Source organism: Lachnoclostridium phocaeense, assembly GCF_959599685.1.
GTDB classification, from domain to species: Bacteria; Bacillota; Clostridia; order Lachnospirales; family Lachnospiraceae; genus Claveliimonas; species Claveliimonas monacensis.
The window spans coordinates 121,101-137,350 of the sequence record NZ_CAUGIN010000005.1; the positions used below are offsets into that span (position 1 = coordinate 121,101).

Consider the following 16,250-nt stretch of genomic DNA (forward strand, 5'->3'; position numbering starts at 1 on the left):
TCAAGGAGGAGGAAATGACTTTACGACATTTAAAAATCTTTGTCACAGTATGTCAGGAGGGTTCTATTACAAAGGCAGCCGAAAAAATGTATATTGCCCAGCCTTCTATCAGTCTTGCCATTAAAGAACTGGAACAGCATTACGATGCTCCTCTATTTGAAAGATTGTCACGCAAACTTTACATAACCCCGTTCGGCAAGACAGTTTATGACTATGCCCTCCGAATTTTAAATCTGTATGATGAAATGGATAAAAATTTCAATACATTCCAGACCCAGAAAACGATACGTGTCGGATGCGGAACAGCTATCGGAAGCTTTTATATGCCGCAATTGGTCAGTGAATTCTGCACCACCCACCCAGACTCTCAAATATATGTTACCGTCAACAATGCCTCTGTCATTGAATCCATGGTAACGGAGAATTCACTGGATTTTGCCATGATGGAAGGGACCACTCACCCACATAACCTCACACAGAGTCTCTTACAGTACAACAGGATCATCGCCATCTGCAATAAAAGTCATCCTCTGTCTTCCAGACCATTGGTGACTGCCTCCGATCTTGCAGGTGAACATCTTCTCCTCCGGGAAAAAAACAGTCCCACCCGCCAGGCTGTAGACTCATTTTTCTATAACAATAACATGACCATCACTCCTTTCTGGGAAAGCATGGACGCTGCCGCACTCATCAACGCTGTAAATCAAAATCTGGGAATCGCATTTATTCCCTCCAATCATCTGATTTCATTCGACACAAAAAAAATTGTTGTCCTCAAAGTTCAGGGCTTTCAGGTCAACAGGTTTGTCAATCTCCTTTACCATAAGGATAAGATTTTAACCCCGCTGATGCAGGAATTCATAGAATTTTGCCGCAGTTCTATCTACTTTCATTCAAATTAGCCATGTAATAAGTATACTATGGGCTTTTTCCCCTGAGTCTGGTAAATATTTCCAGAACAGGATTACAGCAGAATTTTCCGTACGACAAAAAGGGCCGCGCACAAAATGCGCAGCCCTTTCATATTCTCCATAACACTCTCTGTTAGTCAAACTTAAACGCCACTTTGAAATCTCCGTATTTTCCGGAAGCGTAGTCAAACGCCTTCTCCCACTCCTCGATCTTAAACATGCTGGACACAACTCCGTCCGTCTTCAGGTTGCCCTTCATCATGTTCTCGATCACAAAGGGATATGCGTAGGGGCTCAGGTGGGAGCCCAGGATATCCAGCTCCTTCCGGTCGCCGATGATGGACCAGTCAACGCTCGTCTCTGATCCGAACACGCTGAACTCCACAAACCGGCCCAGCTTCCGGGTGATGGTCAGTCCCTGGATCACGCTGGATGGATGGCCCGTAGCCTCAATATAGACGTCGCAGCCATAGTCTTCTGTCAGCGCCTTGATCTCCTTGTCCACGTCGCATTTGCCCGGATTGAATACCAGGTCAGCCCCGAACTCCTTCGCCTTTGCCAGACGCTCGTCCTTCATATCCAGCACGATCAGGAGCTTCGGATTTTTCATTCTGGCGTAGGTGATCATCCCAAGTCCCAGTGTTCCAGCTCCGGAGATGACAACCACGTCTTCGTTCGTGATGCTTCCGCGGTCCACGGCATGTTTGGAGCAGCCGTAGGGCTCAACGAGGAGGGCCTGTTCGATGGTCATGTCCTCGGGCACGCGGCTGATCACGCAGTTTTTGGGGTATCTCACATACTCGGCCATTCCGCCGTTGTTGTAAGACTGGAAGCCCAGCATGTCGTGGGGCTGGCACATCCAGTAGTGCCCATCCTTGCAGAAACGGCATTTTCCACAGGGAACGATCTGGTCTGCAATAATGCGGTCCCCCAGCTCATAGCCTTCTACATTCTCTCCGATCTCCACAACTCTCCCGAAAAACTCGTGGCCCGGGATAAAGGGCGGCTTTACCCATGCTGGCTGCACGTCGTCTCCCCAGAACATGGCCGCGCCGTGATTGCACTTCAGATCGCCGGCACAGATGCCGCAGGCCTCGGTCTTGATGATGATATCGTCCGGGCCGCACACCGGAGCGGGATATTCCGGTTCAAAGCGGTAATCATCCTTCGCGTACGCTACCAGTGCCTTCATTGTTTTCGGAGTACTTCCTCTGTGTGCCATAATTCTTTCCACCTTTCTCTTTTACTTTTTATATTTCTTTATACCTCGAACTGTCCCCAGACAGTATCAAGCGCTCTGCTGACAGCTCTGTATTTCTGATACTTTTTCTCATAGATCTCACGCATTTCCGGATTTGGCTCCACTCTTCCGGACACGTGCACCATATGCTCCGCCGCATCCCTGTAATCCCTGTACACGCCGGCTGCGATGGCCGCCGCCATGCCGCACCCGAGAGCTCCCAGCTCCTTTGCGTCCACAGTCTCTATCGGAAATCCGAGGACGTCCGCAAACATCTGCACCCACACCTCTGAATTGCAGGCGCCTCCTGCCATCCGGATCGCCTCGGGGGACTTTCTGGAGGACAGAAGCCTCTCTATGTGGGTCTTGTGGGAAAATACCACTCCCTCGTAGACAGCCCGCAGCATGTGCGCCTTATTGTGGTAGGTCGTCAGCCCCACAAAGGCTCCCTTCCCAAGGGGATGGGCGTTGGATCCGTAGAGGAAGGGAAGGAAATACACGTCGCACTCCTCCGGCTTCACAGAGGCTACCTTTTCATTTACAACGCTGTAGATATTTTCCCCCTCCGGTATGGGCTCATGGTCCATGCAGTTCTCAAGGAACCACTCCAGATTTCCCGAGGAAGTGGCGCTGCACTCCTCCACCAGGTAATAGCCCGGCATGGCGAACAGCGAGTTCATGGCAATGCTCCCGTCCATAACCGGCTTCTCTGCTATGTATTCGTTGATGCTCCATGTACCTGCAATGGTACACATTTTCTCGGGAGAAGTGATGTCCACCGCCACGGCACAGGCGTCAATGTCGAACATCCCGCCCGCCACCGGGGTACCGGCCGGAAGTCCTGTCAGCTTCGCCGCCTCCTCCGAGATAGTACCGCACAGATCATAGGAGTAGCGCAGCGGAGGCAGCATGTCATATGCCTCTCCTATCCCCAGCTTCTCCAGGATATCCCTGTCAAAGCTCGCGTCTCTTACATTCATAAGGCCCGAGCCGGAAATATCGGTCGCCTCACTGTACGCCTCTCCTGTCAGCCGGAAGCGTACATAGTCCTTCACGGAAAAGGCGTACCGGATATTGTCGTACACCGCCCTCTCATGATCCTTGAGCCATGCCAGAAGGGAAACCTGCTGACAGGCCATGAATTCCTGGCACAGCCGGTCGTGGACCTCGTCGTACACACCGCTCTCGTGCCACTTCTCCGGATATTTCCAGGCCCGGCTGTCTGTGGAAATAATGCCGTTATAGGCCGGCTTCCCGTCCTTTCCCCAGGGATACAGCCCCTTGCCGTGTCCGCACACAGCGATACCCAGGACATCCTTCCCGTCTATCCCTGCTTTTTCCAGGGCTCTTTTAATGCAGTCGCAGTTGGCCAGCCAGAGCTCTTCCATATCTCTCTCTGTGTACCCGGATTTCGGAGTGATCATGCTGGTCTGCTTCCCCGCTGTCGCGATCTCCCTCCCCTGCAGGTCAAAGATAGCGGCCTTTGTGGAAGTCCCACCGTTATCCAGCCCCATTACATATTGTCCCATGCGGAAACACCTCCTCATTAAATTGTATATTCAATTACTCCGTTCTAGGTCTTATTATATAATTTTCAGTCAGATAAGGCAATGACATTTTTCTTCTTTCCTGACTTTTGTAGCTGCTTTTTTGCCGGGAATTTTTTCCGGAAAATACAAAAAAGCCTTCGGAAAATTTGTCTCTTCCGAAGGCTTTAAAGGCTTCTGTCCGCCGTTACATCCAGACCGCTTATTTATCTTGCCGCATATGCGTTCTTCAGCTGCACGCTGCCCTGCTTACCTGTCTCTGCCCTGTAGCTTCTCTGGATTCCAGATGCCAGCGCCTCAACAATATTGTATAAGTCTCTTAAAATAATAAAGCATCCTGCTGCCACGAAAGCGAGCGCCGCAATTGTTGCTAATATTGTCATCATACTTACCACCTCATAGATTGTTAATTTTTTGTTTATCTTGTTTCTGATAGTATGATAACACCTTGACTCACAAAGGTAAATAATGAAAAGCGCCAATTTTTCCGCAAAAACAGGGGATTTTATTGTTACTTTTTTATCAATCTCGTGGTTTTCACCAAAAAATGACCTTCTATTCCTTCACCTGAATGCAATTTTCAGCGGTCCATGCCTTCACCTGATCTCTGAGGATATAGCTTTTGATGTTTTTCTCATCCACTTCCTCCTCCATCTGCTCCACATCAGTATAGGACATCTCCTCCGCCAGGTCTTCCTTGGCTTTCTCGTACTCCTCATCTGTCATGCTGATATTCTCTTTCTCCGCAATGAGCTCTGCCGTCAGGTCTTCTTTCAGATTGGACCTGGCTGCCTCGGTGACCTGTTCCTCGAACTCCTCCTCGGTCACCTCCATGCCTTCGAGAAAATCTGCGAACTCCATGTCATAGTAGTCCGCCCCCGCCTGATAGTAATCGTAAAAATGCTGCTTTTCTTCCTCCAGTCTGTCCTTTGGGTACTCAATCACCTCGGTGTTGTCAAGGACCTCCTGCCACACCGTGTCCTGGAGCTCAGACTGGATATACTCCTCATTATTTTTTTCCAGAAGCCTTCGGATTTCCTCCCTGTACTCGTCCACTGTCTCAGACTCCTGGGAGATGGTCTGCACAAATTCATCCGTCAGATCAGGCAGCTCCTTCTCCTTGATCCCCGTGAGAGTAATGCGAAAGGTCACATCCCTTCCCGCATAATTCTGATTAGTATAGCTGGCATCAAATGAATGCTGGAGTTCAAAGGTGTCGCCGATACTGTGGCCAACAACAGCCTCCTCAAATTCCGCAAAGAAAGTATTGGATCCCAGCTCCAGCTCATACTCGCTGTTTCCTCCGTTTTCAATCTCCTGACCATCTGCCGAGGCCGTGTAGTCCAGGACGGCGATATCACCCTCCTGGGCCGGGCGGTCTGTCACCTCTGTGATCTCGGCAAAGCCTTCCAGCACGGTCTGGATATTGTTCTCCACAGACTCATCCGTAATATCCGGCAGGCCCTCCACCGCCGGAACCTCGACTCCCTTATATTTTGAAATTTTGATGTAATCATTGGACGCGCTTCCCCCCGAGCAGGACGTAAGCCCTGTCGCGGCAGCCAGAAGCAGCGCCGCCATAGCATACTTTCTCTTCATACCTTCCGCACTCCGTTTCCGACCGGCACCGGCCGGTCTCTTTTCTCAAATATACGCCTATTATACCTCTTTTTTCTGAAAAATGCACCCCCGCCCCTTCGTTTCCTGTAATATCCCCCACACAGCCGGCAAATATTTTCTCTTTCCTATTTTCCGGGATTATACTATAATAACCTGCGGAGCGGTCTCACAGCTGTTCCACACTGATCTTATCAGGTACCAGTCAATATAATCCGACACAAAAGCAAAGGAGCATAACCTATGATCAAATTGATCGCCAGTGACCTGGACGGCACGCTGCTGCAGAACGGGGCCCAGGAACTGGACCCTGTAATCTTTGACCAGATCCGCGCGCTCGCAGAGAACGGCATCCGCTTTGTGGCTGCCAGCGGGCGTCAGTACCCGAATCTGCGGCGTCTCTTCGCCCCTGTCCAGGATGACATTTCCTATATAGCCGAGAACGGTTCTCTGTGTATCCATGAAGGAAAAACCCTCTCAAGAGGACTGATCCCCAGGGAGCTGGGAAACCGCATTGTAAACGCCATTCACCGCTGCAGCGGATGCGAGTGCATCATCTCAGGCGAGGAGGTGTGCTACAGCGATTCCCGGAATGAAGCCTTCCGGGATCATATGGTGCATGTAGTAAAAAACGACATGAGATTTGTCGACAGCATAAGTGAGATCCAGGAACCCTTCCTCAAGATCGCTGTCTGCAACTTTGACGGGACAAAGGACTGTCTCGCCTATTTTCAGGAGCTTTTTTCACACGAGATCAAGGTGGTGACCTCGGGAAATATCTGGGTGGATTTCATTGCCCCGGGCTCCAGCAAGGGAAATGCTCTCCAGACGCTCCTGGACCACCTCCACATCGCCCCGGAGGACTGCGTGGCCTTCGGAGACCAGTACAACGACGTTGAGATGCTGCAGCTTGCCGGGACAAGCTACGCCATGTCAAACGCGGCGCCGGGCATCTCCTTCTACTCCACCTATGTGACAGACTCCGTGCCCGAGGTGCTGGATGACATCATCTCCTCCGTGGGGATCTGATGTCCACAGACAATAATTTCCCCCGGCAGACCCTTCCGTTCTGCCGGGGGAAAATTCTCTCCAGGTCCTCTTCCCTGCAGTTTACCTCATCTTCCTGATGGCCTCCTGCTCAATGGAAAGTCCGTTCTTAAATCTCTCGATAAATGTTTCAAAGCCCGCCACATCGCCAGCGTCCGGCTCCATCCTCACACCCTCGTTGCCTGCAAATACCTTGTCAGCCAGATAGGACTCCAGGGTTTCATCCTCTTCCCGAAGCACCTCGTAGGCAGCCAGCAGGGCAATGCCCCAGGCGCCTCCCTCTCCTGCCGTCTCCATGACAGACACAGGCGCCTGCATGGCTGCTGCCATGATCCTCTGACCCACACCCGGCGTCTTGAAAAGGCCGCCATGTCCCAGGATCTTGTCAATCTGGATCTTCTCCTCCTTCACAAGGATATCCATGCCAATTTTCAGAGCTCCCAGCGCAGCATAGAGATGCGCGCGCATGAAGTTGGCCAGGTTGAATCTGCTCTCCGGCGTGCGGACAAAGACAGGACGTCCCTCGTCCACAGGGATGATGTTCTCGCCGGAGTAGTAGCCGTAGGAGAGAAGGCCGCCGCAGTCCGGATCTCCCTCCAGGGCCTTGTTGTACAGCGTGCCGAAGAGCTGGTTCATATCCACCTTCATGCCCATGGCCTCCGAGAACTCCCGGAAGATCGATACCCAGGCGTTCAGATCGGACGTACAGTTGTTGGCATGCGCCATGGCCACAAGGCTGCCGCTGGGGGTGGTGACCATATCAATCTCCGTGTGTACCTTTGAGAGCTCCTTCTCCAGCACGATCATGGCAAACACGGAGGTTCCCGCAGAAACATTTCCTGTCCGCACAGCCACACTGTTGGTAGCTGCCATACCTGTTCCCGCGTCTCCTTCAGGCGGGCACACAGGAATGCCGGCCTCCAGCGCTCCTGAAGGATCCAGCCGCTTAGCCCCCTCCTCTGTCAGTGTGCCGGCGTCCTCTCCCGCTGTCAGCACCTGGGGCATGATCTGGCGCAGCTTCCAGGGATAGCCCTTATCCTTTACAAGCTCATCGAACTTTTCGATCATTCCGCTGTCAAAATCCTTATCCTGGATATTGATGGGAAACATGCCTGAAGCATCTCCGATACCCAGTACCCTCTGTCCGGTAAGCTGCCAGTGGATGTAGCCCGACAGCGTCGTAAAGTAAGCCACATCCTTTACATCCTCCTCTCCGTTCAGAATAGCCTGGTACAGATGAGCAATGCTCCAGCGCTGGGGAATATTGTACTGAAACAGCTTTGTCAGCTCGTCTGCCGCCTGTCCGGTGATGGTATTTCTCCAGGTCCGGAAGGGCACCAGAAGCTGGTCCTGGCTGTCAAAGGCCATATATCCGTGCATCATGGCGCTGAAACCGATGGCAGCCAGCTTTTTCACCTCCGCGCCATACTTTTCCTTTACATCGCGGACCATATCCTGGTAGCTGCCCTGAAGTCCCTTCCAGATATCCTCCAGGGAGTAGGTCCATATATGGCCGTCCAGCTTATTTTCCCAGTCATAGCTTCCTGACGCTATCGGCACATGATCTTCATCGATCAGCACGGTCTTGATCCTGGTCGAGCCCAGTTCAATCCCCGCAATCGCTTTTCCAGCTTCAATTGTCTGCTTTACAGCATCCGCACTCATTTTGTTATCCTCCTTTTATTGTATTTCTCTCATTACAATCATTATATGGACAGGCTCACTTTTCTGTCAACACTGCCTGTCCTCTGTTTTCTCTCATAGGACCAAAAAACAGAAATCTCCGGAATGTGGCCATCCCGGAGATGTATCAGCTCGATCTGTCACTCCATATACGCTCTCACAGAGCTGCGCTCCACCACGGACACCTTCAGCTCATAGGCCTCCTCCACATCCCCCTGCGCGATCATCTTCATCACAACCTCGGCGCTGAGCTTCCCCAGCCTCTGAAGAGGATTGTGCACAGTGGTGAGAGGAACAGGAAGATCCTTTGACATGTCCGCATCGTCGATCCCCATAATGGACAGCTCCTCCGGGACACGGATGCCGCTTTCCAGACATATGCTCATCAGCTCTCCGGCCACTGTATCGTTGTAGCACAGACAGGCAGTCACCTCTCTCATACGCCTGAGATACCGGTTTCTTTCGTCCTTCATCTGCTCCACATCGCCAGTAGTGATCCAGAGTACATTTTCTTCCTCAATTTCGATCCCGGCTTCCATCAGGGCTTCGATATATCCCAGGTATCTGCGATGTCCCTGCCCATCGTCCGCCTTAAAAATAGCTCCGATCCTTCTGTGCCCCTTTTCGATCAGGAATTTTGTCGCCTGCCTGCCGGCCTGCTTATCATTCATGGAGACATGTGGCACCTTCAGATCCGGATAGTAGGAGTTCAGAAGAACGATAGGTATATCCTGACTGATCAGATCCCTGTACAAATGTATATTGGGGTTCGGCAGAGCGCTCCTTGTGGGCTCGATGATCAGCCCGCTCACCATGTTCTCCCCCACCAGCTTGGAGAGGATCTTCCTCTCCATCTCAACAGAGTTGTGGGTGGAGGCGACCTGCATGGAATAATCCTCCTCAAAAACCGCCTTCTCTATGGACTTGATGATCTTAGGAAAGATATACTCGTCAATATAGGTTGTCACGATAGCGATCTGCCTGCTGTGGACACTCCGGTCACCGTAGCTCCTGGGTCCGCTGATATAGGTTCCGCTCCCCCTCTTCCGGATCACCAGGTGGTCAAATTCCAGGCAGGAAATAGCGTGCCTTACCGTCTGACGGCTGACGGAAAATATCTGCATCAGTTCATTTTCAGAATATATCTTCTCTCCGGGACTCAGCTCCCGCCTGTCTATCTGCTGCTTGATCCAGTCACAGATTTCTATATATTTTGGCTTTTGCTCCATACTCTCCTGTCCCGTCCACCTTCCATTTCATCTTATTTTCCCAGACGGATCACATTCCAGGAAGCCTTATGCAGTGTACTGGTCATAATGCCTCCGTCCAGAGCTGACTGCTGTACGGACTTTGGATATACATTCTCCTTTCCCGCCGCGTTCACGAGCTTCATGTCACTGTTCTCCAGCACGATGTGTTCAAGGAGCCTGTAACCTCCCATTCCACGCACATCCGTAACCATTTCAACATCTTCATTAATATTACGATTAACTGCAAAAATAGTCAACTCTTCTTTTTCCTCATTGTAGACGGCAATGCTCTCCACATCCGTTACGTTCTCATGCTGTGCCGTATCGTGCACGCCTGTGCTGATGACAGGCTGAAGCACAACGCCGCGGCCGTATTTGGAAGCGTGCATAAAGGGATAGAAGATCGTCTGCTTCCAGGCCGGTCCGCCGTCCTTCTCTGTCATGATAGGAGCGATAACATTGACAAGCTGCGCCAGGCACGCCATCTTCACTCTGTCCGCATGCTTCATGAAGGTGATCAGCATCAGGCCTACCAGAAGCGCATCCTCAAAGGTATAGATATCCTCCAGAAGCGAGGGGGCTACCTGCCAGGGCTTGTTCTGTGTGATGTCCAGCTCCTCCGCCTTGGAATGGAACCACACCTTGATGTTGTGGGGCTCCTTCACGCCGTGAGCGATACGCATGTCGCTGTACTTTGTTCCGCCGGGATGGTTGCAGTACTCCAGAAGATTGCAGGCATCTGCAATGCCTCTTGTCCCCAGATTGACCGCCATCATGACCTCAGTATTGCTTTAGCAGTACTACTTCTGTCCGTAGTAGGCGTTCGCTCCGTGCTTCCGGTAGTAGTGCTTGTCCTGCAGCTCCTGGGGAGCCGGCCCGTTCTCCGGGTTGATCATCTCGCACCGGGCCGCCATCTTGGCAACCTCCTCCAGTACCACCGCGTTGTGCACCGCCTCGTGGGCGTCCTTGCCCCAGGTAAAGGGACCATGGTTCTTACACAGCACCGCCGGAACCGCAATATAATCCTTTCCCCTCTTCTCAAATTCATCCGCAATGAGAACGCCGGTGTTCTTCTCGTAGGCCTCCTCGATCTCCTCCTTTGTCAGGTTGCGTACGCAGGGCACCTCACCGTAGATGTAATCCGCATGGGTGGTGCCATAGCAGGGAATGTCCCTTCCCGCCTGCGCCCAGCTTGTAGCCCAGGGTGAGTGGGTATGCACGATCCCGCCGATGTCTTTGAAACGGTTGTACAGGACCACATGGGTGGCTGTGTCAGAGGAGGGGTTGTACTTTCCTTCCACTTTGTTTCCCTCCAGGTCCACCACAACCATGTCTTCCGGCGTCAGCTTGTCGTAGTCCACGCCGCTGGGCTTGATGACAAACAGCCCCTTCTCCCGGTCAATGCCGCTGACATTTCCCCAGGTGAAGGTCACAAGGTTGTACTTCGGCAGCAGCATATTGGCCTCATACACTTCTTTTTTCAGTTCCTCTAACATATCTCTTCCTCCTCACTGATCTGTGATCTACTTTCTGTATACCAGCTCGTTCCAGTTCAGCTCGTTCTGGAACTGGCGGATAGTCGTATCTTTATCGATATACACGGCCTCGATTCCCATATAGGCAGCCCAGTCGCCCATCTGCTCTGCAGTCAGGTCGTAGGAGAACGCAGTATGGTGGGCGCCTCCAGCCAGGATCCAGGCTTCGGCTCCGGTCTGCAGGTTGGGCTCCGGTGTCCAGAAAGCGGTGGCTACCGGGAGCTTGGGCATGGGTTTCTCCGTCTTCTTGCAGTTCACATCGTTGATTATCAGGCGGAATCTGTCTCCCAGGTCGATCAGGGATGTGGCTACAGCCGGGCCTGTCTTGGATGTAAATACAAGGCGGGCCGGATCCTCCCTGTCACCCATGGAGAGGGGCTGGCACTTGATGCCGATGGGGCCCTCCGCGATACTTGGGCACACCTCCAGCATGTGGGCCTGCAGGATGCCCTCCTTACCCGGCACGAGATTGTAGGTGTAGTCCTCCATGAAGGAAGTTCCCTTTGCGTCCTTCATGCCCTGGGTCATAATCTTCATAATGCGCACCATGGCCGCTGTCTTCCAGTCGCCCTCTCCGCCGAATCCGTATCCTTTTTCCATCAGTCTCTGGATGGCAAGTCCCGGAAGCTGTTTCAGAGAGCCAAGGTCTCCGAAGTGGGTCACGATAGCCTGATAGTTCTTTTCCTTGAGAAATCTCTCAAATCCGATCTCAATGCCTGCCTGCACAGCCACGTGCTCACGGAATTCTTTCTCGTCTCTTCCTTCCAGCAGGATTTCATATTTATCGTAGTACTCTTCCACCAGTGTGTCAATATCTGCCTGGGACACTGCCGCCACAGCCTCAGCGATCTCATTAACAGGGTAGGCGTCCACTTCCCATCCGAACCGGATCTGGGCCTCCACCTTGTCGCCCTCTGTCACAGCTACGTTGCGCATGTTGTCCGCGATCCGCATAACCCGCACATGGCTGCTCTCCAGCACGCCCACCGCGGTGCGCATCCAGGAGCCGATCCGCTTCTGGACATCCTCGTCCTCCCAGTATCCCATGACCACCTTGCGCACTTTTTTCAGACGGCTGAAAATATGTCCGTACTCCCGGTCTCCGTGGGCTGCCTGGTTCTCGTTCATAAAGTCCATGTCAATGGTGTCGTAGGGGATCTCCCGGTTGAACTGGGTATGGAAGTGGAGCAGCGGTTTCCTGAACTCCTGCAGTCCCAGTATCCAGGATTTCGCAGGTGAGAATGTGTGCATCCATGTGATCACGCCCGCGCAGGTGTCATCCATGTTCGCCTCGTTAAATGTCTTCCGGATCAGCTCGTTTGTGATCAGCGTTGGCTTCCACACGATCTCATAGGGGAGATTTCCCGACGCGTTCAATGCCTCCACCATCTTCTGTGAATGCTCTGCCACATGAGCCAGGCATTCATCCCCATACAGATCCTGTGATCCTGTGCAGAACCAGAACTTGTATTGTTTTTGTTCCATAAAATGTACCCTCCTTTTGCCAAATTTGTACTTATAACTATACTATATATCACATTAGTTGTATTTACAACTTGTTTTTTCATTTCTTTTCCAAGGTCAGAAAACTCCAGGAAAATCGCTGAAAAAGAAGATTGCAGCTACAGGATCTCCCATAGCTGCAATATCTCAAAACTCTTTTAATATCCTGCCTATTTTTTCTTTTTAATATTTCCGAGAATCGCCTGCAGGATGATGAAGAAGCAAAGCAGTGCGGAAAGCACAATGCGCACCCACCAGCTGGACAACGTACCCTGCGTTGTGATCAGAGACTGGATCGTACCTTTGATCAGCACGCCGAACAGTGTTCCGAAAGGAACGCCCACGCCGCCGCTGAGCAGCGTGCCTCCGATTACGGCTGAGGAGATAGCATCCATCTCAAGACCTTTGGCCTGCTCCACAAATCCGGCACAGCTGTTCAGACAGAACAGGAAACCGCCAAGGCCTGCCAGAAATCCGTTCAGGATGTAGGCTTTGAATTTTGTCTTTTTTACATTCAGACCCATCATCAGGGCACTCTGCGAATTTCCTCCGATAGCGTACACAGAACGTCCGAACTTGGAGTACTTCATCACAAGGATGATGATGATGAGTATGAGGATCGCGATCACGACCGTGGGATAGATGTAAGCCGGGATAAACTTTCCTCTCTTGCTGTAGGAACCAATAGGAAGGTTGATCTTAAAGTTTGCCCAGGCCAGGAACAGCTCGTTCTTGATGGAGATCATCTCTGTACTGATAACAGCTGTCATACCGCGGCCAAAGAACATGCCGGCCAGGGTGACGATGAATGGCTGGATCTCCAGATAGGATACAAGAAATCCCTGTATCACGCCGTATGCAAGACCGATGGCCAGTGCAGAGGCCACTGCCACATAAGCGCTCATGCCCATATTCTCCATCTCAAATGCAGAAACCATACATACAAGTGCTGTCACGGAACCAACAGAGATATCGATCCCACCGGTAATCATGACGATAGTCTGCCCAAGGGCGATGACCAGAAGCCCTGCATTGGATACGAAAAGGTTAAAGAACATCTGCGGTTTCGCAAATCCCTTGTCTGAGAAAACAACCATACCAGCTGCATACATCACAACGAAAAGAGCAATCGTGATGATAAGAAGGAAGCCAGTTGCACTGATTTTCTTTTTCGGCATAGCCGTCTTATTCTTATTTCCCATTCCTAGTTACCTCCTTCCGCAGCAGGCTTTGCGGCCTGACTTTTTGCTTTTCTGCTGGCCAGCGCTTTCTGGAATACCGGGCTCTGCAGAACAACGATGATGACAACCACGATGGCCTTGTATACCGGGAGCTGATCGGAAGACACGTTCATTCCGTAGAGCACGGTTGTCAGGGCCTGGATCGTGTAGGCGCCGATCACAGATCCCATCAGGCTGAATTTACCACCGCCAAGCACGTTGCCGCCGAGGGCTACCGCAAGGATGGCATCCATCTCCAGGTTCAGTCCGATGTTGTTGGCGTCCGCTGAGTAGATACGGCTGGAAGCCACAAATCCCGCGATACCTGCCAGAATACCGCAGATCAAGTAGGTGAGGAACTTGATCATAGTAGAATTCAATCCCACAAGTCTTGATGCTGTTCCGTTGATACCAACACTTTCGATATAAAGCCCGAGGGCTGTCTTCTTCAGGATCAGATAGGTAATGATGACCACGACCACTGCTATGATCACCGGTGTGGGGATTGGGAATTTCCCGATGTAACTTCCGAATATCTGATAGGAATCCACACGGATGTAGGTGATCTGTCCGTTTGTGATCAGTTGCGCAATACCACGTCCTGCCGTATAAAGGATCAGCGTGGCGACCATGGGCTGAATGTTCAGCTTCGCCACGAGGAAGCCGTTAAAGGCACCGCACAGTGCTGATGCTGCCAGCGCGGCGAGGAATGCCAGGATGATGGGAGCTGCAAGGGAATTGACAGACACTTCTCCGCCGGAGAGGATCTGACAGCACACAGCTGCAGCTACCGCCATAACGGCTCCCACGCTGATATCCTGTCCGCCTGATGCCGCCGTTACAAGAGTCATACCCACAGCCAGGATCACAAGCTCAGACGCTCTGTTGATCACATCCACCGGATACCCGTAAGGTACGCCGTTCTGGAACGATATTGTCAAAAATCCCGGTATGGTAATCGTTGCTACGATGATAATAACCAGCAGACAAACAATCGGCATAAACAGCCGCATGGATGTTATTTTTTTGAGTCCGGATTTCTGATTACTCATCTTCTCCACCTCCTGCAATCGCTTTCATAATTCCTTCCTGTGACAGCTCGTCGCCGGAAAGTTCACCGACCTTTTTCCCATCGCGCAGGATCGCCATACGTGAACATGTACGGAGCATCTCTTCTACCTCAGAAGAAATGAATGTCACAGCCATTCCCTTGTCCGCCAGGTCGAGCACCAGTTTCTGGATCTCTGTCTTTGTACCGATATCGATACCTCTTGTAGGCTCATCCAGGATCAGGTAGTCCGGGTTGGTGAGAAGCCAGCGTCCGATGATCACCTTCTGCTGGTTACCGCCTGAGAGGCTCTTGATCGGCGTCTCACGGCTTGCCGTCTTGATCTGGAGCATATCGATATATTTGTCAGCCGCCTCTTCCATCTCTTTTCTGCTCATAGGACGGAACATACCTCTCTTGGCCTGCAGGGCAATGATAATATTCTCACGCACAGACAGATCCGCGATGATACCGTCTTTCTTTCTGTCCTCCGGCAGATAGGCCATGCCAAGCTTCATGGCATCGATAGGCGCTTTGATCTTCACTTCTTTTCCGTTTACTTTCAGTGTACCGCTGTCTGCTTTGTCCGCGCCGTAAATCGCGCGCACCAGCTCGGAACGTCCGGAGCCAAGCAGACCGGAAAGTCCCACAACCTCTCCCTTATGTACAGTAAAGTCGAAAGGTTTGATCGTTCCCTGATGTCCAAGACCCTCAGCCTCCACCACGGGGATAAACTCCTTGAGGCCTTCGTGGGCGCTCTTGATATCCGCAAGATCGTCAAAGTCTTTACCCATCATCTTCGCCACGAGCTGGACTCTGGGAAGCTCTTTTACCTTGTATTCGCCCACCAGCTCACCGTTCCGAAGTACGGTGATTCGGTCACATACCTCGTATACCTGCTCCAGGAAGTGGGTAACGAAAATAATTCCCACGCCCTGTTCTTTCAGTCGATTCATGAGTGTAAACAGCTTCGCCACCTCGTCGTCGTCCAGGGAGGATGTGGGCTCATCGAGGATCAGAACTTTACACTGCATATCCACAGCACGGGCAATCGCGATCATCTGCTGTCTGGCAAGAGATACATCCTCGAGCTTATCTGTAGCATTGGCATCAATCTTCAGATCCTGGAGAAGCTCCGTGGACTTTTTGTTCATCATCTTCCAATCGATAAATCCTGCCTTTCTCGGTTCACGGCCGATGAAAAGGTTCTCTGCCACAGTCAGGTTCGGACAGAGGTTGACTTCCTGGTACACCGTACTGATTCCGTTTTTCTGCGCTTCCTGGGGAGATTTGTTGACAATCTTCTGCCCGTCCATCGTGATCTCACCTGTCTGGAACTCATGCACTCCTGTCAGGACTTTGATCAGTGTGGATTTACCTGCACCGTTCTCTCCCATGAGTGCATGGATCTCGCCTTTGCGGAGCGTGAAATCAACATGCTGCAGCGCTTTTACGCCAGGAAATGTCTTGGATATATCCTTCATACTTAATACAACATTTTCTTCCATATGGCTCTCACCTGCTTTCTCTTTTCTCTTATCTACCTTGATCAACCAGTTCCCATTTTTTCATAAAGAGAGCGTAGCAGCATACCCGGAGTACCCCGTTTATTCCACTACGCCCCTTCTTTTTCAGAACACAGCGCTATA

Annotated in this window: 13 protein-coding genes and 1 pseudogene; 2 read left to right on the top strand and 12 right to left on the bottom strand. The window is 51.6% G+C overall.

Translation table 11 applies throughout. The features are described from left to right. Nucleotides 1-14: 14 nt before the first annotated feature. Nucleotides 15-902, top strand: a complete 888-nt coding sequence (locus Q5911_RS03825; RefSeq protein ID WP_303181113.1) for a LysR family transcriptional regulator — start codon at nt 15-17, stop codon at nt 900-902. Between the two features lie 142 nt (nt 903-1,044). Here Q5911_RS03825 and Q5911_RS03830 read toward each other — a convergent pair whose 3' ends face one another. The 4 genes from Q5911_RS03830 to tig form a co-directional block, all read right to left on the bottom strand. After that, a complete protein-coding gene (locus Q5911_RS03830; protein WP_303181115.1) occupies nt 1,045-2,133 on the bottom strand; it encodes an alcohol dehydrogenase catalytic domain-containing protein in 1,089 nt (362 codons plus the stop codon). Between the two features lie 38 nt (nt 2,134-2,171). Beyond that, on the bottom strand, nt 2,172-3,680 hold the full coding sequence (locus tag Q5911_RS03835) for an FGGY-family carbohydrate kinase (RefSeq protein WP_303181117.1): 1,509 nt from the start codon (nt 3,678-3,680) through the stop codon (nt 2,172-2,174). Nucleotides 3,681-3,904: 224 nt separating this feature from the next. Further along, entirely contained in the window at nt 3,905-4,084 is a 180-nt protein-coding gene (locus tag Q5911_RS03840) for a hypothetical protein (protein WP_303181118.1), read from the bottom strand. Nucleotides 4,085-4,253: 169 nt separating this feature from the next. Next, complete coding sequence (gene tig, locus Q5911_RS03845) at nt 4,254-5,297, bottom strand: trigger factor (RefSeq protein WP_303181119.1); 1,044 nt, start codon at nt 5,295-5,297, stop codon at nt 4,254-4,256. 261 nt (nt 5,298-5,558) lie between these two features. On the opposite strand from tig, the gene Q5911_RS03850 reads away from it, so the two are divergent. Further along, on the top strand, nt 5,559-6,344 hold the full coding sequence (locus Q5911_RS03850; protein WP_303181121.1) for an HAD family hydrolase: 786 nt from the start codon (nt 5,559-5,561) through the stop codon (nt 6,342-6,344). 81 nt (nt 6,345-6,425) lie between these two features. Here the strand turns inward: Q5911_RS03850 and Q5911_RS03855 are convergent, their stop codons facing one another. The 8 genes and pseudogenes from Q5911_RS03855 to Q5911_RS03890 all read right to left on the bottom strand — a co-directional run bounded on the left by Q5911_RS03855 (nt 6,426) and on the right by Q5911_RS03890 (nt 16,109). Further along, nucleotides 6,426-8,027, bottom strand: coding sequence for a xylulokinase (locus Q5911_RS03855; RefSeq protein WP_303181123.1), 1,602 nt, complete (start codon nt 8,025-8,027; stop codon nt 6,426-6,428). 158 nt (nt 8,028-8,185) lie between these two features. Next, nucleotides 8,186-9,274, bottom strand: coding sequence for a GntR family transcriptional regulator (locus tag Q5911_RS03860; RefSeq protein WP_303181124.1), 1,089 nt, complete (start codon nt 9,272-9,274; stop codon nt 8,186-8,188). A 32-nt stretch (nt 9,275-9,306) separates the two neighbouring features. Next, nucleotides 9,307-10,086, bottom strand: a pseudogene (locus tag Q5911_RS03865) (alpha-L-arabinofuranosidase C-terminal domain-containing protein); the annotation flags it as partial. A gap of 9 nt (nt 10,087-10,095) precedes the next feature. Next, complete coding sequence (locus Q5911_RS03870) at nt 10,096-10,791, bottom strand: L-ribulose-5-phosphate 4-epimerase (RefSeq protein WP_303181126.1); 696 nt, start codon at nt 10,789-10,791, stop codon at nt 10,096-10,098. A gap of 27 nt (nt 10,792-10,818) precedes the next feature. Beyond that, on the bottom strand, nt 10,819-12,315 hold the full coding sequence (araA, locus tag Q5911_RS03875; protein WP_076779459.1) for an L-arabinose isomerase: 1,497 nt from the start codon (nt 12,313-12,315) through the stop codon (nt 10,819-10,821). Nucleotides 12,316-12,503: 188 nt separating this feature from the next. Beyond that, the gene (locus Q5911_RS03880; protein WP_303181129.1) at nt 12,504-13,535 is read right to left on the bottom strand and encodes an ABC transporter permease subunit; all 1,032 of its coding nucleotides are present in this window, start codon (nt 13,533-13,535) and stop codon (nt 12,504-12,506) included. A gap of 2 nt (nt 13,536-13,537) precedes the next feature. Beyond that, nucleotides 13,538-14,605, bottom strand: a complete 1,068-nt coding sequence (locus tag Q5911_RS03885) for an ABC transporter permease (protein WP_303181131.1) — start codon at nt 14,603-14,605, stop codon at nt 13,538-13,540. Then, on the bottom strand, nt 14,598-16,109 hold the full coding sequence (locus Q5911_RS03890; protein ID WP_303181133.1) for a sugar ABC transporter ATP-binding protein: 1,512 nt from the start codon (nt 16,107-16,109) through the stop codon (nt 14,598-14,600). The genes Q5911_RS03885 and Q5911_RS03890 overlap by 8 nt, the downstream gene beginning before the upstream one ends. Nucleotides 16,110-16,250: the final 141 nt, after the last annotated feature.

Coding starts and splice junctions, on each gene's coding strand:
- Q5911_RS03825 (WP_303181113.1), top strand. CDS start 15: ATGACTTTACGACATTTAAAAATCTTTGTCACAGTATGTCAGGAGGGT.
- Q5911_RS03830 (WP_303181115.1), bottom strand. CDS start 2,133: ATGGCACACAGAGGAAGTACTCCGAAAACAATGAAGGCACTGGTAGCG.
- Q5911_RS03835 (WP_303181117.1), bottom strand. CDS start 3,680: ATGGGACAATATGTAATGGGGCTGGATAACGGTGGGACTTCCACAAAG.
- Q5911_RS03840 (WP_303181118.1), bottom strand. CDS start 4,084: ATGATGACAATATTAGCAACAATTGCGGCGCTCGCTTTCGTGGCAGCA.
- tig (WP_303181119.1), bottom strand. CDS start 5,297: ATGAAGAGAAAGTATGCTATGGCGGCGCTGCTTCTGGCTGCCGCGACA.
- Q5911_RS03850 (WP_303181121.1), top strand. CDS start 5,559: ATGATCAAATTGATCGCCAGTGACCTGGACGGCACGCTGCTGCAGAAC.
- Q5911_RS03855 (WP_303181123.1), bottom strand. CDS start 8,027: ATGAGTGCGGATGCTGTAAAGCAGACAATTGAAGCTGGAAAAGCGATT.
- Q5911_RS03860 (WP_303181124.1), bottom strand. CDS start 9,274: ATGGAGCAAAAGCCAAAATATATAGAAATCTGTGACTGGATCAAGCAG.
- Q5911_RS03870 (WP_303181126.1), bottom strand. CDS start 10,791: ATGTTAGAGGAACTGAAAAAAGAAGTGTATGAGGCCAATATGCTGCTG.
- araA (WP_076779459.1), bottom strand. CDS start 12,315: ATGGAACAAAAACAATACAAGTTCTGGTTCTGCACAGGATCACAGGAT.
- Q5911_RS03880 (WP_303181129.1), bottom strand. CDS start 13,535: ATGGGAAATAAGAATAAGACGGCTATGCCGAAAAAGAAAATCAGTGCA.
- Q5911_RS03885 (WP_303181131.1), bottom strand. CDS start 14,605: ATGAGTAATCAGAAATCCGGACTCAAAAAAATAACATCCATGCGGCTG.
- Q5911_RS03890 (WP_303181133.1), bottom strand. CDS start 16,109: ATGGAAGAAAATGTTGTATTAAGTATGAAGGATATATCCAAGACATTT.